This window comes from Nonomuraea sp. NPDC049684 (genome assembly GCF_044465345.1).
Taxonomy (GTDB): Bacteria; Actinomycetota; Actinomycetes; order Streptosporangiales; family Streptosporangiaceae; genus Nonomuraea.
Genome location: NZ_JBITLO010000014.1, coordinates 49910 through 69972, shown reverse-complemented (window position 1 = coordinate 69972; position 20063 = coordinate 49910). Strand labels below are relative to the sequence as shown.

Genomic DNA, 20063 nt, shown 5'->3' with positions numbered 1-20063 from the left:
TGTGAACGATCAGGAGGCTCCGCCGTTCGCCCAGGCCCGTGCCGCTGCCGGTGCGCTGTTCTTTGATGACAGCGGTCGTGTGCTTCTCGTCCGCCCTACGTACAAGCCCTCCATGGACATTCCGGGCGGGTACGTCGAGCCGGGGGAGACCCCGTACGAGGCGTGCGTTCGAGAGGTGCAAGAGGAACTGGGCATTCAGCCGGCCATCGGTCGCCTCCTCGTGGTCGATTGGGCGCCTCTCCCTAAGGAGGGCGACAAGGTCCTGTTCGTGTTCGACGGAGGCACCTTGGACGGCGAGTTGCTCAAGCAGATCAGGTTCGTGGACAACGAGCTGAGCGCCTACGAGTTCCATCCCGTCGAGGAACTGGACGGGCTGTTGATCGAGCGGCTTGCCCGTCGCGTCAAGGCCGCCGCTACTGCACGCGAGCTTGGCAGAACCGTCTATCTGGAGCACGGCCAGGCCGCTCCCACTGAGTGACTATCTGAGTGACAACGGCCCAGGACGAGCGTGGACGGTCGAGGACCAGGGCGGAACGTTCGCCGAGGTAGGACCCCGAATCACCCGAGGTCCCACCTTGTCGCGGCGAGCCTTACAAGCGAGGGGGCACTGGTTCGAACCCAGTACCGCCCACCAGCCTGAAGAGCCCCGTTTCCGATCACGGAAACGGGGCTTCGTGCCGTTGACGTGTCAGTAGCAGGCGCGGAGGCTCTTTCGATCTTCGCGTTCATGATGTCGGTGATCTTGCGATCTGCTTCCGCCGTGCTGTGCTGGTAGATCAGTGCGGCGCGGACGGAGTTGCGTCCCATGCGCTGCATGAGATCTTTGAGGCTCGCACCGGAGCCGGCGGCGATCGTGTTCCCGGTGCCCAAGATCGTGGAAGTGCAGGTCGGGAAAGCCGATCTTTCCTTGTGTTTCGCGGCCATGGCGCCTACGCCGACCGCGCGGCCTTGGGGCGCCAGCGTGGCCACTCGGCGGAGATGCGCTGGACGCGACGTCGAAGTCCTTGACGGGCTCGGCCTCGCCGTGACACCAAGCGCCTGAGAGAAGCTTCGGTGTGGAATCGTGAACGCGCTGTGCTGCTTCCCGGACAAGCCAGAACGAATACTCTCGATCATGGAGTCGGAAAGCAGTGGATCGCGAGGGAGCACGGCCCTGCTGGTCTTAGGGGTCGTATGGGTGCTGGGCACCCTGGTACTCGGATGGCTGGGTTTCGCGTACAGCTTCGCGCTGATGGGAGGCGAACCGGCGAATGCGGACCTAGGCCAGGTGCTCGTCTACCTGGCGCTCGGACTCGGAGGCGGAGGACCCGTCGTAGGCCTGATCGTCGCCAGGGCGCTGAACAGCAAGGGTGGCACCTGGTTCTATGGGCTCGTCGTGCTCGGCATGGTGCTCTTCGTCCTCTTCGCGATGTATCAGCACAAGAGCCGCAGCAACCATGTGTGGCAGGAAGATCCGCCGGTGTGCACGGCGCCCCCAGAACGGGCGCACGGAGTACCCGGATGCTAGAAAACGGGGTAGGCGTCCACTAACTCATGCCTGTCTGCCGAGAGCAAGACTCCACGACGGTCAGAGGCCGGCCGGAGACGTCGCGCACAGCGCCGAACCCACCTTGACCACCTCGCCCGTGGAGGCGGCCTTCGGCTTGGTCAAGTCCGCCTGCCCCCGGCCGCTTCTGCTCGACAGAGGCCATTGCCGGTCGGCTGCGGATCAAGCGACCCCTGCGCTGCTGGGACTCGATCCATCCATGCTCGCGCAATCCGCGGAGGGCAACGACCACGGTAGGACGGGAGATGCTGAACTCCTTAATGAGCTGGTTCTCGCTCGGCAGCAGCGTGCCCGGTGGGTAGTCTCCCGGCTCGATGCGGTTCTCGAGAGGCTCCACAAGCTTCGCATCCGGCTTGCCACCGGCTGTCCACGTGGTTCGCGGAAGCGGAAGCCGTGCAAGGAGAACCGGCAGGCAGGGCAGCGACCGGGCCGGTACCTCGGCCTCCGCCCGCCCGCCGTCCGGAGGTGCGGTCTGGGAGCCGGTCCACCGGACGGCGGCGGAACATCGGGCCGGGCACCGCACGCCAGCATCGCTGTACCGATCAAACACACCGACCCCGCATGCCACGCCGCCTTACAGATGCAGCCCTATGATCGCCCTGCATGGCTGGCCGCCGTAGGTGCTTGGGGTGGTCGACGATCCAGGGCTCCTCACCCTGATTCACCGATTAACGGCGTGATCGCCTTCGCGGGGGTGCTCGCGACTGGCCCTGAGCAAGGCCCATCGAACCAGTCCGGACATCAGGATGGGTATTCCGACGGCCCAGCAGCGCATGCCGGCCCAAGGTCCCTCGTTGGCGTGCTGGCCGTTGCCCTGGATCTCAGGTGCAAGGGTGGAGGCGATCACTGGAAGCAGGAGCAGCGTGACGCCGGCGAGGAAGAGCGCCGCGCTGAAGGCGATCGACTGTCGCGGCCGATAGGGACGACCCGCAAGCGTAGTAAGGATTACGGCGCACACGACGGCAGGCAGCGCCACTTTGCCCGCCCAGTGCAGCAGCATGGTCATCCCGTACCACTGCTCATCTGAAAGGGCGTCCATAAAATAGACGGCAGGGGCCGGCGCGCCGAGGAGATCCTGCACCGTGCCCAACAGGCTTCCGCCGATGAAGGCGGCGACGAAGACGGTCCACCGCCACCCGTTTCGGAATCCCTTGGCTGAGGGGATGAGAGAGATGAGGGCGGCGAGCAGGCCGAGGAATGCGCCCTTGCTGGCCCCGTTGGCGAAGGGGATCCATTTGTTCCACGGGTAGTTGCCGACCGTGATGGCGGTCCATGCGCCGATGGCGCCCCAGGCCACTACCCCGACGGCAATCCCGACGCACAACACATCCCAGACGCGCCCATCTTGGTTACGCGCGATGTCCTCCGGGAGATCCTTTCGGCGCATCCGGTCATCATGATGGGGTGCGAAGCAAACGTGCAACGTGCATGTACTGATCACGGTCAACGTCGAGGAGACGGAGATCTTGGCCGAAGGTCAGAGGTACGCCCCCTCGTGACGGTCATGAGCTGTAAGCCGCCGGCAGTCCAACCCTCCATGCGGGGTGGATCCCTCTGTAGAAGTGACGTGTTGGCTTTCGTGCTTTCTGCGTGCCGCAGGCTAGGCCATGCCGCGCCAGATCTGGCAAGCGAGCACCAGGTCAGAGGCGTGATCGCGGTGTCATCACATTAAATCGATCAGGACACACTGATCGCGATACAGGTTCGAGAGCACAGGTCCAGACGTTCAGCCAAGGAGCCTTGGCTCCTTGCAAGCGAGGGGTCGCTCATTGGAACCCGGTGCCCTCCACCAGCGTAAATCTTCAATCCCTGATGTTGAAGGTGGCGTCTGAGTGACTAGCCTCCTTCATCTGGTCTCGGTGACCACTGGGTGCGGGGGCCTGACCCGGCGCGAGATGTTCTCGACATGGACGCCGGAGTCTGACAGTCACGGACGCAAAGCTGTGCCGCAGCTGGCCGAGACCATCGCGCCGTCAGTACCTCAGCCCCTGGCTCACGATGGTGTGGATCAGAAAGCAGAAGGGCGAACCCAGCTTCCGACTCCCAGCTCTCGCCCGGCGACTGCACATCGTGTGAAGGCAGTCTCTGTGGCGTAAGGCCGGGTCGGTGAACGATCAGAAGACTCCGCCGTTCGCCCTACGTACAAGCCCTCCATGGACATCCCGGGCGGGTACGTCGAGCCGGGGGAGACCCGGCGCCTCTCCCCAAGGAGGGCGACTGTTCTGTTCGTGTTTGACGGAGGCACCTTGGACGACGGGTTGCTCAAGCGGATCAGGCTCGCGGACGACGAACTGAGCGCCTACGAGTCTCATCCCGTCGAGGAAGCGGACAGACTGTTGATCGAGCGGCTTGCTCGTCGCGTCAAGGCCGTCGCTACTGCGCGCGAGCTTGGCAGGGACCCGAAGCACCCGAGGTCCGCCGTCTCGCGGCGAGCACCTCTGTGGAGCACGGGAAAGCGAGTACACGGAGAGCCAGCCCTACAGGGCTGCTGTTCGGCGTCCGTTTGAAGGTTCGGTCGATGCTCAGATTGAGTGCCAGATGGACTGGACGACGATGGCCAGCATCAACGCTGTAGCGCCAAGGATCAGTGCGACGATCGACACGGTGCGATTGGTGGCTGTCCCGACGCGAGCGCCGGACATGCCGAGCCCCGACATGAAGAGGGCGACGAACGATACCCAGATCCCGACACGGGCCAGCACCAGGGTCATGTCGAGCAGGAGGGCGAGGATGCCGAGGCAAAGGCCGACGACACCTGCCCAGTTGTGCGTTGTCGGGGATGGCGTAGGCGGCTGTTGAGGGTATTCCTCGTATGGCTGTGCTGGCTCCTGCTGCGGGTGCCGCCGGCCGTGCTGGTCCTGAGGGCCGGGATACGCCATGTGATGCTCCTGGGGGAGGGGGCGCGTGTAAGACGCGCTGACGGCGGGTGCGGTTTGCACCGTTGCCGTCGTAGGAGTAGCTGTCGGTGACACGAGGACGCCCGCCTTCCCGCGCGGACCGAACGCTCCGGTCGAGGTTGCCATGCCGATGTGCCCCCTACGGTCGCCGCCGCCTGGTGGTCGCCGGTCATGGTTGGGGGAGATCCAAGGGGCAGGGCTTATCTTTCCGCCCCTGGACCATTGAGCGATATTGCTGATCACCGGGGCTTGATTGTGAGGTCGTTGCGGCCCTGTGGTGAGCGCGACAGGCACCATAGGCCGACGTTCAGTTGCGTGCGCGTGCGTACGGATCTGTGCCAGTCAGTGACCCTGAGGGTGATGGGGAAGTGCTAGTGGGTCGGTGTGGACGTAGGGCAGGTAAACGTGATCGCTGTGCTGTCAGCGTGTCATTTGTTGTTCCCTTGGCTGAGGCAGACGTCTTCCCGGCTCAAGCTTCGCCATGAAATGATCCACTGCCGTTGGAACCATGGAAGGACTGGCATGTCTCCCAAAGCGATGGTGTTTGTTGCCTTCCTGCTGATCGGCTCGGGCGTTCTCGCTGGTCTGATGTCTGTTACATCGGGTGGTGTATCTTGCGGCTCGGCATTTTTCGAAGTCACCCGGCAGGAACTCGATCTGTCCCCCGTCTGGGCCGACATTGCGCAACATTTGGACAGCTGCAGAGACCTGCGGAACCTCGTTAAGATTCCCGCTACCGTACTGATCGCAGCAGGCGGGGTCACGTTGTTCGCTGCCTTTCTTTCGTGGCGACGCATATCCGTTTCACGCGGATAGGGCAGCAACCGCCTGGCAGCGGGGTTTCGTGTCGTCGACGTGGCATCGGCTGCTCTTCCGATCTCCGGTGCCTGGCATGCTCTGTGGCGTGACTATTCGTACTGCGACGCGCCGGGATCTGCCGGCGATCATCGCGCTCCTGGCTGACGAGGACACCGTGGTCGATCCCCGGACCGTTGAGGTCGACGAGGCGTACGAGCGAGCCTTCAAGGCCGTCGACGCCGACGAGCGCAACGAGATGATCGTTCTGGACGAGGAAGACGGTGCGGTCGTCGGCTGCCTCCAGCTGACGTACATCCCTGGCCTGGGACGACACGGTCAGGAGCGGGCGCTGATCGAGGCGGTCCGGGTGCGTGCCGATCGACGTGGGGCGGGGCTCGGGCGCGAACTGCTCACCTGGGCGATCGAGCGGGCACGCGCCCGTGGCTGCACCCTGGTCCAGCTCACCAGCAACAAACGACGCACGGAGGCCCATCGTTTCTACGACTCTCTCGGCTTCGTACGCAGTCACGACGGGTTCAAGCTGTCGTTCTGAGGCGGGGTGAACGGTCGCGCACGTGCAATGACCGTCGGCGGTTCGACGCCGAGTGGGGTGGTCACGACGCCATGGGCGATGATGCGGTGATTTTGATCGTGCGCACTCCGGGTTCTTCGATCAATTCGGCGAGTGCTGGCTTCGGGTGGCTGTAGGTGACGAATCCATAGACCCTGCCTTCATGCGTCGCCTGACGTAAGCGGCCGGGATCGATCGCGAAGGGCTTCAGGTTCAGCGAGTCGGTCCACTGCAACTTGGCCACCCAACGTCTGTAGAGCTCGATCGGGGAAGTATTCGCGCATTCGGTTTCATAGACGGCGCACGAGCGCCAGTAGACAGGTTTGCCGACGTCCCCGTGCGATCCGGAGAGGAACAGATGAACGACGCCGCCGTGGAACGAGCGCAGCAACGGGCTCATCGTCGTCTCCGGCATGGCGGGAGCGGAGACGATGCCCAGCACGTCGGTCACTATTTGTCCGCCTGATTGGCGACGTCGCAGACCCGGGTGCATTTCGAAACCAGCGGCCGTCAGGCGCATCGACAGGGGGCCCACACTCACCTCGTGGTTCACGAAGAGCTGGTACTCAGGATGCGCTGTCTGAAAGGCGCCGCCATAGACCTCGCGCATGCGTTCTGCGCGCCCGCCGAACAAGTGCACGCCTTCGGTCAGACAGGCGAGCAGAACGAGGATGACGACGATGACGGACCCGGTTCTGCGGGAATTCCTGGTGCGGCTGTCTGCAGTCAAGGCGGTCTCCGTGCGCGCCGATCCGGTCGAACAGGGATGATCAAACCAGATCGCCGGTGAATGGTGCGCCTGGACGACACCGGTACGGCATCGTCTGTTCCGCTGGGCCTGTCGGTGTGGTGGCGCCGCACTAAGATCGCGTCCCGTGTCTTCGGAACATTTATGGCGGTTTATCAGGATCGGATTAGTAAGTCTGATTCTTCTGGCGGCGGTCGCGGTGCTGGTGCTCGGCGACACCTGGCTCTGGGTGGCCGCCGAGTGGTCGCCGCCGACCTTCGGCGAACTCTACACGGACGACGGAAGGGGCGATGGGTCCGACGCCTCGGCCGGTCTGGCGCTGTTCGGGGCCGCCCTGCTCGGAGGGGGCTTCGGCGGCGGTCTGGCGATGGTGATCCTGGTGGACGCGGTGAGGCTCGTCAGCACCGTGTGGATCGCGGCCACCGCCCGTGAGCTGGCCGCCGGTGGTCGCCCGGCGGATCTCCCGCCCGTCCGGCGGCGTGGGGCCCGCGTCGCGGTGGCGGCCGTGGTGTCGCTCGTCGTACTGATCAACCCGGAGCAGAACGCGCGCCTGACCTACACCGCCGGGTCGGCGGGCTGCTACGACCGGCCCAGCTTCGGCGACGTGAAGCCCGCGGAACGCGACACATGGAGGGGAGGTCGCCGGTGAGGCCGACTGCCTGATCGCCAGGTCGATGTGCATCGACTGCGACTTCTCCGTAACGGCGGCGAAGTATTGTGGTGGAGGTCCCCGGGGTAAGGGCTCATAAGCCGAAGGGGCTGCGCAGTCCGCGAACGGAGGGCCACCTGCCATGCGAAATCGCACGTTGCGGATCCCGGCCACCGCTGCCGCCGTCCAGGAAGCCATCGACCAGGCGACGGCGGGAGAGGTCGTCCTGCTGGAGCAGGAGGGCCGCCTCGTGGCCGCGGTGGTGCCCTACGAGGTGGCCGCCGCCGGCGTCGACCTGCTCAACGAGGCTCAGGATGCCGCTGACCGGAGGTCGGGGTTGAGGCTGATCGCGGAGCTCGAAGCCGGCATGGAGACGATGCGGCTCGGCGACCTGCGCCGTGAGCTGGCCTCGTGAAGGGCTACTACGAGATCCAGCTCTCGTCATCGGCGGTGCGGCAGATCCGTGCCGTGCACGCCGCGGAGCCGATGGCCGCCACGTTCGTCCTCAACTGCCTGGAGTATCTCTCCACCGACCTCGACTCGGGCCTGCTGCGCACGATCGACAAGGAAGCGGGGCTGCTGAAGGCGGAGATAGGCGACTTCGAGGCCTTGTGCTGGGTGCGGCACGAGGAGATGAGCCTGGTGATCCTGACCGTCTCACGGAGTCGTCACCCAGCGTGACGCCGCGCCCTCGTTCGCCCGGACGGCGAAGTCGAGGACGTCCCGCATCCGCCGCGTGCTGACCGGCTCGGCGTAGATGTAGGGGCACATGTCCGACCGCGTCATCTTCGAACGCTGATAGAGCGAGAAGTCGCACCAGGCGTAGTCGTGCCGCGTGAGCTGCTCGATCACCTCCTCCCTGATGCGTTCGCCGTACATGGAGTCGTGCATCTCGATCAGGAGCGCCGGCTGGTGGTGGGCGATCGTCTCCGCCGCGCCCGCCAGCGCCTTCGCCTCATGGCCCTCGATGTCCACCTTGACCAGCCGGATCCTCTCCCGGGACCGGGAGAGGATGAGGTCGATCGGCAGGGCGTCGGCCTCGCCGAGGAACGCGCCGTACCCCTCCTCGCCGTGGTGGAGGGCGGACGTGATGCAGTCGGCGGGGATGGTTGCCGGCTCGCCGGCGGCGAGGGTACGCGTGCAGGGGCCGGCGGTGACGTCGTAGGGATCCCAGAGCCGTAATCGTGCCCCGGAGTCGTGTGCGGCCACCGGCTGGACGTCGACGTTGCCGATCTCGTTGAGCTGCAGATTGAGGTGCAGCGCGCCCAGCGCGACCGGGTTCGGCTCGACGGCGACGACCTTCGCGAAAGCCCTGGCCATCCGTAAGGCGAAGTGGCCGACGTGGGCGCCGACGTCGAGGAAGGCCGAGCCGGGCTCGGCGAAGGACTGCAGGAGGCGCCAGATGTCCTGCTCGTGCGGCCCGGGACCGACGCGGTCACCGCTGGCGGGCCGCACGGCCCAGGTGAGTCCGTCGCGCTGCGAGAGGGAAGGTGTCGTCGACATCAGGACTCCCGGGAAGGTGTTCCGCGCTCACCCACGTGTGATCGTTCTCGCGTCGGAGGAGATCCAGCTCCGGTGCGGGTAGAAGCTCCTGAGTTCCCGCATGCGCGAGGAGTCCGTGAAGAAGACGAACTCCAGGTTGGCGCGCCGCAGCATGCTGCGTTTCGACTCCTCGCCCAGCATGCCCCCGACCACCGGGACCATGTTGACCGCCACTTCGGTGAGCGTCGACAGGCCCGTCATCGCGAACCGTTCGGCGACCTTCGCCAGTCCGGGCATCTTCCTGCGCAGGAAGATGCCGAGCCTGGTGGATTTGACCGCCAGATGGGGACGTGTCGCCCGGATGTGGTCGCAGATACGCTGCCAGTAGTCGGCGGCGCAGTCGGCCAGGGCCGTGGCCAGGGCGTCGTCCACGTCACGGGCGTTGGAGACTTCGAGGTAGGACTGGATCTCGAACAGCTCCCTGGCCTGTTCGCGCAGTTCGACGATCTCCTCGAAGCGGAGCATGGCCAGCAGGTCGGGCGGCGGGCCCTCGACCATCCGATAGGCCGTCTCGACGAGCTCCCGCATGTCGAGCTGGGGATCCGGCCGGCTTTGCGCACGCCGCGCGTCGGTGAGGACGGCCTCGGGAAGGCCGGTGCCGTCTCCTGAGGTCCAGTCAGAGCCCATGATTCTCGCGTTGAACGCGCGTGCGTGCGCGGTCTCGTCGAACAGGCCGTGGATCTGGATCAGCTCGCTGCTCACCGGCAGTCCGGAGTCGTGGAGCAGCGCGAAGATGGGGGTGTGGGAGAACCGCGGCCGCGACAGGATCTCGTCGTACCGTCTTCTCAGTTCGGTCGGCTGCGCCGACAGCAGGCCGGTCAGGACGGAGTCGGGTGAGTTGGCGGCCTCGCGGACCTGCCGCATGAAGTCGTCCTTGGCGGTGACATAGTCGTAACGGACGACGACGGAACCGTCCCCGGCGAGTACGCCGTCCAGTTCCTTGATCATGCGGTCGCGGGCGACCGAGACCGGCGAGACGACCCATCCCTTCCCGTCGGGGCTGTTCCGCTTCCAGCTGTCCAGGACCTCCGCCAGGGAGTCGCAGGGATCGAGCCGGTCCTCCCGGTAGAGGTAGTTGTGGGCGCGGAGCCCGACCGCGACGACGCCCGCCGCGACGAGATCTCTGAGCAGGCGGTAGAAGTTGTTCTCCCGCAGGTCCGACCTGCTGAAGTCGCCCACGACCCGGGGGTTGTCCACGAGCTGCGTGTCATGTACGTAGACCCGCTCGTTGAAGAGCGCCCCGAACACCAGCAGGGCCCGCAGCTGCATGGTGGAGCTGATGCCGGCCCAGATCGGCTCCAAGGCCGCGAATTGGGACGTGGCGCGCAAGGCGTTGATGGAGCGGGAGTCATCGCGCTTCATCTCTTCGAGATACCACCCTTCGGTCGCCACTCCCAAGGGAAGCACAGCCGGGTACCGCAGGAAAGGTTGTCACGGATAGTGGCTCGGCCGGTGGGCTCGCGTCGTACCATCCGGTCGTGGTGTCTCCTTCGGAAAGGGGCCGGTTGTGTCGGCGTTCGAAGAGGCCGTGGAGTCCAGGGATCATCTCGTCGCCGTCTGGAGCGAGCTGGTACGGGACCGAGGCGGCCGGATCGGCACGGACGACGGCGTCGTGCACATGTGGGCCGAGAGCCCCTTCGGCTTCTGGAACACCGTGACGCTGGCCGGTACGGGCATCCCCGCGGACGCGCTCGGCGAGCGGCTGGCGCGGGCGGCGTCCTTCATGAGGGGCAGGTCGGAGAGCGGATATCTGTGGATCTTCGAGGAGCTGCTGAGCCCCCAGGCGCGGGAGAGCCTGTTCCGGCGTGCGGCCGAGGCCGGGCTGGAGCCGGCGTTCTCGGGACGGGGCATGGCGGGCGACCTGTCCGTGCCTGAGCCGGAGCATCCGGACCTGGAGTTCCGTCGGGTGGAGACCGAGGAGCACCTCGCCGCGTACGGCGACATCAACGCCCGCGCCTACGGCATGACGCCCGAGGCGGGCAGGCTCGCCCTGGCCGGCTCCGAACTGTGGCGCGGCGACGTGCACGCCTACCTCGGATACCGCGACGGACGGCCGGTGACCTGCGCCGCCACCGTCGCCGGGCCGCGTTCGATCTTCCTGGCGCTGGTCGCCACCCTGCCGGAGGAGATGCGCAGGGGGTACGGCGAGGCCGTCACCCGCAAGGCGATCCACGAAGGCGGCAGGCGGAGCGGGCACCGGCGGCTGGTCCTGCACGCCACGCCGGCCGGGCAGCCGGTCTACGAACGCATCGGCTGCCGGGCCAACACGGCGATCCACTTCCTCCGGCTCGCGCCGGCCTGACGGACCCCGGTTCGCGCACGGCAAGGGGCCTGGCGCCGGCGGGCCGGAGGTCTCCCGAGGACGATCCGGGTCATGAGATCGGGCCCCCCGCCGATCGGCGCGCCCGCGCCGGGGCTGGTCCTCGCGCTCGTCTCCGGGCGGCGCGCCGTCGCGATCGTGTTCGGGACGGTCCTTCTCGCCGTGGCCGTCCTGCCGGCGTGCCTGCGCAGGTAGCCGGACGTACGGGCGGTCGAGGGCGGACTTTCCGCGGTCATGCCTACATCGCATGATCACGGGTAGCGCTGTGCAACCACCCCAGCTACAGAAGTGGAACACGGCATGATCACTCTCATTCTGCTCATCCTCGCCCTGGCCTGCTTCGTCCTGTCCGCCTTCAACATCGGCGGCGCGCGCGTCAACCTGCTCGCACTCGGACTGGCGCTCTGGGTGCTCAGCGAGATCATCCCGAAGCTCGGCCAGCTCTGACCCCCGGCGGCTGAGACCACCCCCTACGGGCAGGAACACGCACATGGACGCCCTCACCATCGTCGCTCTGCTGGCACTCCTCGCCGGAATCCTGGTCGCCCTCACCCAGCGGGTGTGGCCCATCGCGTTGCTGTGCGGGGGGCTGTTCATGTCCGTGCTGGCGGACGCCGGTCTCATCGTCACATAGGCGAAGGAGACCGGCTGCCCGGCGCTTCCGGCTTCAGCAGTAGGTGATGCCGGTGACGGTGAACGGGATGCTGTGGTACGGCGTGTACTCCGACCGCTGGCCGGGGGAGACGCACGGGCCGACCTCCGGCCACGACCCCACCGTGGGGTCCGGATGGGTGACGCGGATGACCACGGCGTAGTTGCCGGAACCGCCGCTGCAGTACGCCCAGGCGGTCTTGCCGTCCCGGCCGGTGGTGCAGCCGGTGGGGGAGGCGTGCGCGGGGGAGGCGGCGCCGAGGAGGGCGACGGTGGCGAGGACGGTGGTGAGTACGGTCGCTAGGGGCAGGGCCAAGTGCTTTCTCGCGCGCATGTGCTGACCTCCAGGGGGTCGACAGGCAGTGCACTGTTAGGAAAGCTTCTTAAGAGAAAGTAGTCGCCCTGCCCCCGCCGTCAACCCTCAGCGGGGACGGGGGCCCTTCTTCTTGCGGGTCGTCGGCGCGGCACGGCGCCCCGCACGGTTCTGGGCCGGTTTGGGCGGCTGGCGTCGTGCCTGCTTCTCCTGGGGAGCGGCGGGCGCGCGCCCGCGCGAGCTGTTGACCGTGCGGCCGCGCACGATGCCGATGAAGTCCTCCACCAGGTCGGTGGTCGCGTCGGTGGGCCAGGCCAGGGCGACCTGGGACTGCGGCGCGTCGGTCACCGGGCGGTAGGTGAGGTCTTTGCGGTGGTGGAGGCGGGCCAGCGACTGGGGGACCAGGAGCAGGCCGGTGCCGGCGGCCACCATCTCGACCGCCTCGGCCGTGGTGGCGGGACGGGTGAAGGCCGGCTGCCCGGGCCGCGACGCCCACTCGATGGCGTCGTCGAGGGGGTGGAAGATCTCCTCGTCGGCCAGGTCGGCGAGGGTCACCTCGTCGGCGGCGGCCACGGCGTGGTCCTTCGGCACCACGACCACCGTGGTCTCGACGTAGAGGGGGATCGCGCTCAGGCCCTCGCGGTCGATCGGGAGCCGGACGAACGCGGCGTCGGCCCCGCCGCCGCGCAGGAGGGCCAGCGCCTCGGGGGTGGGGGCCGTGACCAGCGTGAGCGGCACGTCGGGCAGCCGCTCGGCCCAGACGCCGGCCCACTTGGCGGGGGTCACGCCGGGCGCGTACGCCAGCCGGAAGTCTTCGCCGCTCTCGTCAGTCACGTCCTCAGGGTATCGATGTCGGGGAAGCTGTCCCGACTGGCTAGGCTTGGGGGCATGACCTCGTCCAAACCGAAGAGCATCCAGACGATGAAGCCCGAGACGGCGGCCAAGAAGCTGGGTGTCCTTCTCTCGGCCACGCCCGCGGAGTTCCAGGCGGGCGTCGTCTCCAGGGACGAGCTGAACGAGCTGCAGGCCAAGCCGCCCGCGTGGCTCGCCGACCTGCGCCGTAACGGGCCGCACCCCAAGCAGGTGGTCGCCGCCAAGCTCGGGGTCTCCATCTCGGGGCTGCTCAGGGCCGGCATCACCGAGCCGCTCACGACCGCCGAGATCGACGCGCTGAAGGCGGAGAACCCCGACTGGCTGGAGCGGGAGCGCACCGTCCAGGCGGAGGCCCGCAAGGAAGCCCAGCGGCTCAAGCAGCGCTAGTCGCCGCGTTCCAGACATGACGGCGCGGCCCGCCGGCGGGCAGGCCGCGCGTCACCGCCCGGTCAGGCGCGGGCCAGGTCGGGGATGCTGGACAGGCCGTGGGCGAGGTCCTCGTCCGTCGGCTCGTCGTCGGGCAGCAGCCCGGCCTGGAACTTCTCGTAGGCGGCCAGGTCGAAGTGGCCGTGTCCGGACAGCGCGATGAGGATCGCCTTCGACTGGCCCTGCTCGCGGCAGCGCAGCGCCTCGTCGATGGCGGCCCGCACCGCGTGCGCCGACTCGGGGGCGGGCACGATGCCCTCCTCGCGGGCGAACAGCACGCCGGCCTCGAAGCAGGCGGTCTGCCGTACCGCGACCGCCTCCATCAGCCCGTTCTCGACGGCCCGGCTGATCAGCGGCGAGATGTCGTGGGCGCGCAGCCCGCCGGCGTGCACGGGCGGCGGCACGAACTTGTGGCCCAGCGTGTGCATCCGCGACAGCGGGGTGAGCCGGGCCGCGTCGGAGTGGTCGTAGGCGATGCGGCCGCGGGTCAGGGTGGGGCAGGCGACCGGTTCGGCGGCGACGAGCCGGATCTCACGCCCGCGGCGCAGCTTGTCGCGCAGGAACGGGAAGCACATCCCGGCCAGGGTGCTGCCGCCGCCGCAGGGGCCGACCACGATGTCCGGGTAGTCCTCGGCGAGCTCCATCTGGAGCATCGCCTCCTGGCCGATGACGGTCTGGTGGGCGCACACGTGGTTGAGCGAGCTGCCGCGGGTGTAGCCCAGGTCGGGGTTGGCGAAGGCGACCTCCAGGGCCTCGGACTTGGCGATGCCGAGGCTGCCGGGGTGGTCGGGGTCCTCGGCCAGCACGGCCCGTCCGGCCGCGGTCAGCGGGCTGGGGCTGGAGTTGCAGACCGCGCCGTACGCCTCCATGAGGGCCCGGCGGTACGGCTTCTGCCGGTAGCTGACGCCCACCATGAACACCTGCGCGCTCAGCCCGAACATGGCCGCGGCCGAGGCGATCGAGCTGCCCCACTGGCCCGCGCCGGTCTCGGTGACCAGCCCCGTCTTGCCGATCTGCTTGTTGTAGTACGCCTGCGGCACCGCCGAGTTGGGCTTGAGACTGCCGACCGGCGAGACGCCCTCGTACTTGTAGTAGATGCGGGCGGGGGTGTCGAGGGCGCGTTCGAGGCGGCGCGCCCGGTAGAGCGGGGTGGGCCGCCACTGGCGGTAGATGTCGCGCACCGGGCCGGGGATCTCGAACTCCGGCTCGGTGCTGAGCTCCTGGTCCACCAGGGGCTCGGCGATCGTCCTGCACAGCTCGGCCCGGGTGATGGCCGCGCCGGTGGCCGGGTCGAGGATGGGGGCCGGCTCGCCGAAGTCCGCGGCGATGTTCAGCCACGTGTACGGGATGTCGTCCTCGTTCAGGGTGTACTTGACGCGCTCGTTCAACGGATACCTCTCATAAGGACTTCGTCGATGGATGTCAGACGCCCGCTTCCGCGGTCAGCGAGCCCTTCACGGTCTGGTCCCGGCCGCCCAGCAGCGCGGGGTGGGCCGTCCTGAAGCCCTCCAGGACCAGCTCGTAGGGGAAGTCGTCGAACTCGCCGTGCCAGTGCAGGAACTCCATGTGCCGCCGGCCTGACTCGTCGTGCGGGTGGTAGACGCTGTCGGCGGTGCCGTCGAACTCCAGGGGCTTCAGGCGGTACAGCCGGCACAACATCTTGTTGAACACGGGGGTGGCCTTCACCCAGCGGCCGTCGAGCTGGACGGAGACCAGGCCGTGGAAGCGGAACACGTCGCCGCCGACGAGCTCCTTGAGCCGTCCGGAGGCCAGGTGGTTGCGCACGTCGGCGAACACCAGCCGGGACGGGATGCCGAGCGCGCGGGCGGCGGCGGCGTACACCACCGACTTGTGCAGGCAGAAGCCGCTGCCCCGGGCGATGATCGTGCTGGCCCGCAGGCCGTCGCGGGACATGTCGATGTCGTAGACGTCGTACAGGATGGTGTCGCGCACCTTGTAGTAGAGGCGTACGGCCTGCTCGGTGGGCGTGCCGGCGCCCTCGACGGCCTGTTCGGCGAACTCGCGCACCACGGGGTGGCCGGCGTCCAGGAACTTCGTGGCGGCCAGGTCAGCGGTCATGTGTGTGACTCCTTGAGGCCGAGCATCCGGGCGATGCGGATCCGTTGCATCTCCGAGGTGCCGGAGTAGATGGTGCCGCCGACCGCGTCCCGGAGCTCCTTCTCCAGCCCGGTCCCGGTCAGGTAGCCGCTGCCGCCGAAGATCTGGATCGCGGCCAGCGCCGACCTGACGTTCGCCTCGCTGGTGACCACCTTGGCGATCGCGATGTCGGTGGCGACGTCCCGGCCGGCGGCGAAGCCGCGCGCGGCGTCGTACAGCCAGCGCCGGGCGGTCTCCACGCCGATCTTCATGTCCACGATCTGGCCGGCGACATGCTGGAACGAGCCGATCGGCCGGCCGAACTGGCGGCGCCGGGAGGCGTGCTCGACGCAGCGGTCCAGCCGGTGCCGCATCGCGCCGGCCTGGACGATGAAGGAGCACAGGATCTCCCACCGCATCACGTGCTCCAGCACGGTGAAGCCCATGCCGGGCCGGCCGACCACGTTGGCGGCCGGGACCCGGCAGTCGCGCAGCGTCAGCTCGCCGAGCGGGGACGTGCGCAAGCCCATCTTGGGCACGTCCGGGCCGGTCAGCAGGCCGGGGGTGTCCCGTTCGACCAGGAAGGCGGTCAGGCCGAACGGGCCCAGGTCGCGGTCGGTCACCGCGTAGACCACGATCAGGTCGGCTACCGGGCCGTTGGTCACGAACACCTTGTCGCCGTCGAGGACCCAGTCGTCGCCGTCCGGTTTGGCGGTCATGCCCATGCCCAGCACGTCGGAGCCGCCCCCGGGGTCGGTGATCGCGTGCGCGGTGATCGTCGTGCCGTCGCAGATGCCGGGCAGGTGGCGGGCCTTCAGCTCGGGGCTGCCGAAGCGTTGCAGCGGGATCCCGGCGCTCACGATCTGCGTGCAGAGCGAGAAGCACAGCCCGCCGTCCCGGCAGCCCTCGCCGAGGCCCTCCAGGACGTACATGGTGCTGAGCAGGTCCAGGCCGCGGCCGCCCCATTCGGGGGAGAACGGCAGGCGCAGCAGCCCGGAGGCGCGCACCTGCTCCCACTTGTGCGCCGGCAGCCCGGCGGTCCGGTCGGCGTCCCGGTCGGCGTCCAGGTGGCCTTCGCCCAGCACCTCGTACCAGTCCGCGAACTCGGCCCTGAGCTCGCGGTGTGTGTCGCTCCACTCGTCCATGGGTGACCAGATCCGTCAGTAGTGGGAGAACTGCGCCTCAGCGAGCTGGTGGCGCTCGTCGCCCTGCAACGCGGGGGAGAAGACGCAGATCAGCCGCAGGTCCTCGCCGGGGTCGGCGATCAGGTGGTGCGGGTCGTTCTGGTCGAGCGCGTACATGGTGCCCGGCTCCAGGACGTGCTGGCGGCCGTCGGCGTCGATCACGGCGCCCCGGCCGCTGATGCAGTAGCACGCCTCCAGGTGCTTGCGGTACTGGAGGGGGGAGCTTGTGCCGGCCCAGACGATCGTGTCGGTGAGCGAGTAGCCCATGCCGTCGCGCTCGACCAGGAAGCGGTGGCTCAGGCCGTTCCCCCACTCGACCGGCGTCACGTCAGAGATCTTGCGGATGATCATTGCAGTGTCCGTTCTGCTGGTGCTGATAATGCTTTTCCGACGAATTCACGAATGGCGGCCACGGTCCTGAAGTTCTCCGGGGCGATGTCCAGCTCGTCGACCGGGACGTCGAACCGGTCCTTGATCCAGCCGATGAGCTTCAACAGGCCCAGACTGCTGATGACCCCGTTGCGGAAAAGGTCGTAGTCGGCCTCGAGTTCGTCGGGCGGAGTATCGGGGAGATACTCGGTCACCACGAATTCTTTAATCTGGTGTGTGATGTCCACGAAAGGCAGCATCACACGCGCGCGCACGCGTACGCATCTCCGAGAATGCGCGTGCCCGCAATAGGTTTTTGCGTGTCAGCCGATGCGCTTTCTGTCCACCTTTCCGGTCGAGGTGCGCGGGAACGGCTGCTCGACCAGCTTGATGGCGGACGGGATCGCGGCCCGCGGCAGCCGCATCGCGCAGTGCGTACGCAGGCGCAGCCCCGACAGCCGCCCCGGCCCGGTCCCGCGGACGAACGCGGTGAGCCGGGTCTCGGCGCCGTCCACGGCCGGGACGACCGCGGCCTCCAGGACGTCGTCGTGCTCCAGCAGCACCCGCTCGATCTGCTCCAGGTTGACCCGGACGCCGCGCACCTTGAGCTGGAAGTCGTCCCGGCCGACGAGGAACAGCCGGCCGGCGGCGTCCCGGCGGACCAGGTCGCCGGTGCGGAAGAAGCGGCGGCCGTCCGGCCCGGTCACGAACCTGCCGGTCGCCGCGGCCGGGTCGGGGGTCACGTACCCGTCGGTCTGGAAGGGCGTCCAGACCAGGAGCTCGGTGCCGCCGTCGTCCGGCGGGACGGGGTCCAGGCCGGGGCCGAAGGCCACGACGACGCCGGGCAGCGGGCGGCCGATCGGCAGGGGGGCGGGCCCGGCCGCCTCGGCGGCGTCGAACTCGTGCCAGAAGCTGTCGTTGGTCTCGGTGCAGCCGTAGACGTTGTGCAGCCGGGCGCGCGGGAACCTGCGCGGCAGGCCGGCGCGCAGCGGGACCGGCGCGTGGTCGCCGGTGACGATGACGTGCCGCACGCCGGGGAAGACCCCCTCCTCCAGCAGCTGGTACAGCATGGGCACGCCCTGGACGACGGTGACCTCGCAGGCGGCGAAGAAGTCGCAGACGTAGCGCGGGTTGGCGGCCAGCGCGGGGTCGACCAGGGCGACGCATCCGCCGTGCCGCAGCGTGGCCCACACGTCCAGCAGGCACAGGTCGAAGTTGAGCGGCGCGTAGTTGAACACCACCTCGCCGGGGCCGAGGCCGAACGCCTCGCCGGCCCAGCCGGTGAACCGCGCCACCGCGCCCGCCGACAGCGGGACGACCTTCGGGGTGCCGGTCGAGCCGGACGTGGTCAGCATGAACGCGGTGTCCTGATCGGCGACCGCCACCGGCTCGGGAACCGCGGGTCCGCCGCTGTGTTCACCGCCGGGCCCGCCGATCACGGCGGTGACCACGTCGGGGTGTTCGGCGGCGTCCTCGGGGGTGGCGGCCAGCACCTCGACGCAGCCCGCCCGCGCGCACAACTCGCCGAGCGCGACCGCGCCGAGGTCGATCGGCGGCAGCAGCAGCGGACGCCCGGCCGCCAGGCAGCCGAGCACGAGCGCGACCGCCTGCGGCGACTTGCGGGCGAGCACCGCGACCGGGCCCGGCGGAAATGCGTCCAGTTCTTTCTGGGCCCGTCCGGCCATGGCGGCCAGTTCGGCGTAGCCGACTTTTTCCGTCCTGGTGCGCAGCGCCGTCGCGGACGGTTCTCTCTCGGCATGCGCGATGAAATCGCGGAGCAGTTCTGTGGTCATCGGAAGGTCACCCATCGATTTCTTGGTCGTCGGATACCAATGATTTTGTTCGATGTGCGACCGCAATATCGGGAATGCGGGCCTCAGCTAATTGCCCGCGTCCGGCAGCTTCCTGCAACGCCTCGACCACGAGAACGGGTCAGGACCGTACTTCCAGTTCCTCGGCCCGCTCCGGCGGGCCGGCCGCCGGGGCGGGCGGCTCCTCCTCGGCGCGGGTGGCCAGCACGCAGCCGCCCAGGATCAGCGCGAACGAGACGACGATCAGGGCGGTCAGCGGCTCGTCCAGGATCAGCACCCCGGCGACGATCGCCACCGCCGGGTTCATGTACGTCGACACCAGCGCCCGCGACGGCCCGGCCTCCTTGATGAGCTCCACGAACACCACGAACGCCAGGCCGGTGCAGACCACGCCGAGGCCGCCCAGCGCCGCCAGCACCTGCCAGCTCGGCAGGGCCGACGGCCAGGTCCAGATCGCGGCGGGCGTGTAGACCAGCGCGGCCAGGGTGAGGCAGGCGGCCGTCAGCGGGATGGTCGGGAGGTCCCGCAGGTGCCGGTCGGCGACGAGCGGGGCGATCGAGTAGCACAGCGCGGTCAGCAGCACCTCGCCCATCGCCCAGGCGTCCCCGCCGCCCAGGTGCGGCCCGGCCAGCACGGCGACGCCGGCCAGGCCGATCACCAGCCCGGTCCAGCGGGCCCTGCCGAGCCGTTCGCCGCCGCCGCTCAGGCGGGCCAGCGCCACGCCGAGGATGGGCGCCGCGGCGATCAGCAGGCCGCTGGTCGAGCTGGTCAGCCGCCGTTCTGCGTCCGACAGCAGCCACCAGGGCGCCAGGATCTCCAGGCAGGCGAACGCGGTGACCGGCCGCCAGTACCGCCGGACCATCGCGAGCTGCCCGCCGCGGATCGCCAGCGGCAGCAGCAGCGCGGCGCCGATCGCGGTGCGCGCGAAGACCAGCACGGGCACCGGCACGCCGCCGACCGCGACCTTGATGAGGAGGTAGGGGATGCCCCAGATCACGGACATCAGGGCGAACAGCACCCAGCCACGGCGGCTCACAGGCGTCTCCTTGGGGTCGAGATGGACGGTCTGCTCAGGCGAAGGGCGGGGGAGCGGCCGGCGGTGCAGCGGGAGGGGAGGGCGGAGAGGGAAGGGCGGGAGCGGCGCCGGGGATGCGGGCCGGCGGCCTGCGGAAGACCGACGGCGAATCCATGAAAATCCTCCAGCCTATTCGCTGCCGCGCGACAATTCCCGCACGAAAGCATTTCTTCCCGAGAATCGCACGGCGCCC

29 protein-coding genes are annotated in these 20063 nt (G+C 68.5%); 13 read left to right on the top strand and 16 right to left on the bottom strand.

Annotation, left to right across the window (positions count from 1 at the left end; genetic code table 11):
* The first annotated feature begins 1 nt into the window (after position 1).
* Complete coding sequence (locus ACIBST_RS35710; RefSeq protein ID WP_364329088.1) at positions 2–478, top strand: NUDIX hydrolase; 477 nt, start codon at positions 2–4, stop codon at positions 476–478.
* 80 nt (positions 479–558) lie between these two features.
* Here ACIBST_RS35710 and ACIBST_RS35705 read toward each other — a convergent pair whose 3' ends face one another.
* Positions 559–969 (bottom strand): hypothetical protein, encoded by a 411-nt coding sequence (locus ACIBST_RS35705; RefSeq protein WP_397178000.1) that lies wholly within the window; start codon positions 967–969, stop codon positions 559–561.
* A gap of 94 nt (positions 970–1063) precedes the next feature.
* On the opposite strand from ACIBST_RS35705, the gene ACIBST_RS35700 reads away from it, so the two are divergent.
* Positions 1064–1507 (top strand): hypothetical protein, encoded by a 444-nt coding sequence (locus ACIBST_RS35700; RefSeq protein WP_397177999.1) that lies wholly within the window; start codon positions 1064–1066, stop codon positions 1505–1507.
* Positions 1508–1526: 19 nt separating this feature from the next.
* Here ACIBST_RS35700 and ACIBST_RS35695 read toward each other — a convergent pair whose 3' ends face one another.
* Both ACIBST_RS35695 and ACIBST_RS35690 read right to left on the bottom strand, forming a co-directional pair.
* Positions 1527–1883: a GntR family transcriptional regulator gene (locus ACIBST_RS35695; RefSeq protein WP_397177998.1), complete on the bottom strand. Its 357-nt coding sequence runs from the start codon at positions 1881–1883 to the stop codon at positions 1527–1529.
* Positions 1884–2207: 324 nt separating this feature from the next.
* Positions 2208–2933, bottom strand: a complete 726-nt coding sequence (locus ACIBST_RS35690; RefSeq protein WP_397177997.1) for a hypothetical protein — start codon at positions 2931–2933, stop codon at positions 2208–2210.
* Positions 2934–3699: 766 nt separating this feature from the next.
* Between ACIBST_RS35690 and ACIBST_RS35685 the strand changes: the two genes are divergently transcribed.
* Entirely contained in the window at positions 3700–4053 is a 354-nt protein-coding gene (locus tag ACIBST_RS35685; protein WP_397177996.1) for a hypothetical protein, read from the top strand.
* Between the two features lie 15 nt (positions 4054–4068).
* On the opposite strand, the gene ACIBST_RS35680 is transcribed toward ACIBST_RS35685, so the two are convergent.
* Complete coding sequence (locus tag ACIBST_RS35680) at positions 4069–4425, bottom strand: hypothetical protein (protein WP_397177995.1); 357 nt, start codon at positions 4423–4425, stop codon at positions 4069–4071.
* Positions 4426–4965: 540 nt separating this feature from the next.
* Between ACIBST_RS35680 and ACIBST_RS35675 the strand changes: the two genes are divergently transcribed.
* Entirely contained in the window at positions 4966–5259 is a 294-nt protein-coding gene (locus ACIBST_RS35675) for a hypothetical protein (protein WP_397177994.1), read from the top strand.
* A 76-nt stretch (positions 5260–5335) separates the two neighbouring features.
* On the top strand, positions 5336–5794 hold the full coding sequence (locus ACIBST_RS35670; protein WP_397177993.1) for a GNAT family N-acetyltransferase: 459 nt from the start codon (positions 5336–5338) through the stop codon (positions 5792–5794).
* A gap of 61 nt (positions 5795–5855) precedes the next feature.
* Here ACIBST_RS35670 and ACIBST_RS35665 read toward each other — a convergent pair whose 3' ends face one another.
* On the bottom strand, positions 5856–6542 hold the full coding sequence (locus ACIBST_RS35665; RefSeq protein ID WP_397177992.1) for a hypothetical protein: 687 nt from the start codon (positions 6540–6542) through the stop codon (positions 5856–5858).
* Between the two features lie 145 nt (positions 6543–6687).
* On the opposite strand from ACIBST_RS35665, the gene ACIBST_RS35660 reads away from it, so the two are divergent.
* From ACIBST_RS35660 to ACIBST_RS35650, 3 genes are all read left to right on the top strand, one after another.
* A complete protein-coding gene (locus ACIBST_RS35660) occupies positions 6688–7209 on the top strand; it encodes a hypothetical protein (RefSeq protein ID WP_397177991.1) in 522 nt (173 codons plus the stop codon).
* A 142-nt stretch (positions 7210–7351) separates the two neighbouring features.
* On the top strand, positions 7352–7624 hold the full coding sequence (locus ACIBST_RS35655; RefSeq protein ID WP_397177990.1) for a hypothetical protein: 273 nt from the start codon (positions 7352–7354) through the stop codon (positions 7622–7624).
* Positions 7621–7890, top strand: a complete 270-nt coding sequence (locus ACIBST_RS35650; RefSeq protein ID WP_397177989.1) for a hypothetical protein — start codon at positions 7621–7623, stop codon at positions 7888–7890. The genes ACIBST_RS35655 and ACIBST_RS35650 overlap by 4 nt, the downstream gene beginning before the upstream one ends.
* Here ACIBST_RS35650 and ACIBST_RS35645 read toward each other — a convergent pair.
* Complete coding sequence (locus ACIBST_RS35645; protein ID WP_397177988.1) at positions 7867–8712, bottom strand: FkbM family methyltransferase; 846 nt, start codon at positions 8710–8712, stop codon at positions 7867–7869. The two genes, ACIBST_RS35650 and ACIBST_RS35645, sit on opposite strands and share 24 nt — an antisense overlap.
* 27 nt (positions 8713–8739) lie before the next feature.
* Positions 8740–10113 carry a hypothetical protein gene (locus ACIBST_RS35640; RefSeq protein WP_397177987.1) on the bottom strand — a complete coding sequence of 458 codons (1374 nt, stop codon included), beginning with the start codon at positions 10111–10113 and terminating at the stop codon, positions 8740–8742.
* Between the two features lie 145 nt (positions 10114–10258).
* Between ACIBST_RS35640 and ACIBST_RS35635 the strand changes: the two genes are divergently transcribed.
* The 4 genes from ACIBST_RS35635 (at position 10259) to ACIBST_RS35620 (ending at position 11705) form a co-directional block, all read left to right on the top strand.
* A complete protein-coding gene (locus ACIBST_RS35635) occupies positions 10259–11053 on the top strand; it encodes a GNAT family N-acetyltransferase (protein ID WP_397177986.1) in 795 nt (264 codons plus the stop codon).
* A 72-nt stretch (positions 11054–11125) separates the two neighbouring features.
* Complete coding sequence (locus ACIBST_RS35630; RefSeq protein WP_397177985.1) at positions 11126–11266, top strand: hypothetical protein; 141 nt, start codon at positions 11126–11128, stop codon at positions 11264–11266.
* 105 nt (positions 11267–11371) lie between these two features.
* Positions 11372–11518 (top strand): hypothetical protein, encoded by a 147-nt coding sequence (locus ACIBST_RS35625; protein WP_352323191.1) that lies wholly within the window; start codon positions 11372–11374, stop codon positions 11516–11518.
* A gap of 43 nt (positions 11519–11561) precedes the next feature.
* Positions 11562–11705, top strand: coding sequence for a hypothetical protein (locus ACIBST_RS35620; RefSeq protein WP_357965512.1), 144 nt, complete (start codon positions 11562–11564; stop codon positions 11703–11705).
* A gap of 33 nt (positions 11706–11738) precedes the next feature.
* Here ACIBST_RS35620 and ACIBST_RS35615 read toward each other — a convergent pair whose 3' ends face one another.
* Positions 11739–12056 (bottom strand): hypothetical protein, encoded by a 318-nt coding sequence (locus ACIBST_RS35615; protein ID WP_397177984.1) that lies wholly within the window; start codon positions 12054–12056, stop codon positions 11739–11741.
* Positions 12057–12143: 87 nt separating this feature from the next.
* Positions 12144–12869: a LysR family substrate-binding domain-containing protein gene (locus tag ACIBST_RS35610; protein ID WP_397177983.1), complete on the bottom strand. Its 726-nt coding sequence runs from the start codon at positions 12867–12869 to the stop codon at positions 12144–12146.
* A 54-nt stretch (positions 12870–12923) separates the two neighbouring features.
* Here ACIBST_RS35610 and ACIBST_RS35605 point away from each other — a divergent pair, with 54 nt between their 5' ends.
* Entirely contained in the window at positions 12924–13295 is a 372-nt protein-coding gene (locus tag ACIBST_RS35605) for a DUF5997 family protein (protein ID WP_397177982.1), read from the top strand.
* Between the two features lie 62 nt (positions 13296–13357).
* Here the strand turns inward: ACIBST_RS35605 and ACIBST_RS35600 are convergent, their stop codons facing one another.
* The 7 genes from ACIBST_RS35600 to ACIBST_RS35570 all read right to left on the bottom strand — a co-directional run bounded on the left by ACIBST_RS35600 (position 13358) and on the right by ACIBST_RS35570 (position 19831).
* Positions 13358–14722 (bottom strand): TrpB-like pyridoxal phosphate-dependent enzyme, encoded by a 1365-nt coding sequence (locus ACIBST_RS35600; RefSeq protein WP_397177981.1) that lies wholly within the window; start codon positions 14720–14722, stop codon positions 13358–13360.
* Between the two features lie 34 nt (positions 14723–14756).
* Positions 14757–15413 carry a transglutaminase family protein gene (locus tag ACIBST_RS35595; protein ID WP_397177980.1) on the bottom strand — a complete coding sequence of 219 codons (657 nt, stop codon included), beginning with the start codon at positions 15411–15413 and terminating at the stop codon, positions 14757–14759.
* Entirely contained in the window at positions 15410–16576 is a 1167-nt protein-coding gene (locus tag ACIBST_RS35590) for an acyl-CoA dehydrogenase family protein (RefSeq protein ID WP_397177979.1), read from the bottom strand. Before ACIBST_RS35590 ends, ACIBST_RS35595 begins: the two co-directional genes overlap by 4 nt.
* Before the next feature lie 15 nt (positions 16577–16591).
* Positions 16592–16966 (bottom strand): ectoine synthase, encoded by a 375-nt coding sequence (locus tag ACIBST_RS35585; RefSeq protein ID WP_357965497.1) that lies wholly within the window; start codon positions 16964–16966, stop codon positions 16592–16594.
* Positions 16963–17259, bottom strand: coding sequence for an acyl carrier protein (locus tag ACIBST_RS35580; RefSeq protein WP_397177978.1), 297 nt, complete (start codon positions 17257–17259; stop codon positions 16963–16965). The genes ACIBST_RS35585 and ACIBST_RS35580 overlap by 4 nt, the downstream gene beginning before the upstream one ends.
* 48 nt (positions 17260–17307) lie before the next feature.
* Positions 17308–18777 (bottom strand): AMP-binding protein, encoded by a 1470-nt coding sequence (locus tag ACIBST_RS35575; protein ID WP_397177977.1) that lies wholly within the window; start codon positions 18775–18777, stop codon positions 17308–17310.
* A 139-nt stretch (positions 18778–18916) separates the two neighbouring features.
* Entirely contained in the window at positions 18917–19831 is a 915-nt protein-coding gene (locus ACIBST_RS35570) for a DMT family transporter (protein ID WP_397177976.1), read from the bottom strand.
* Positions 19832–20063 lie beyond the last annotated feature (232 nt).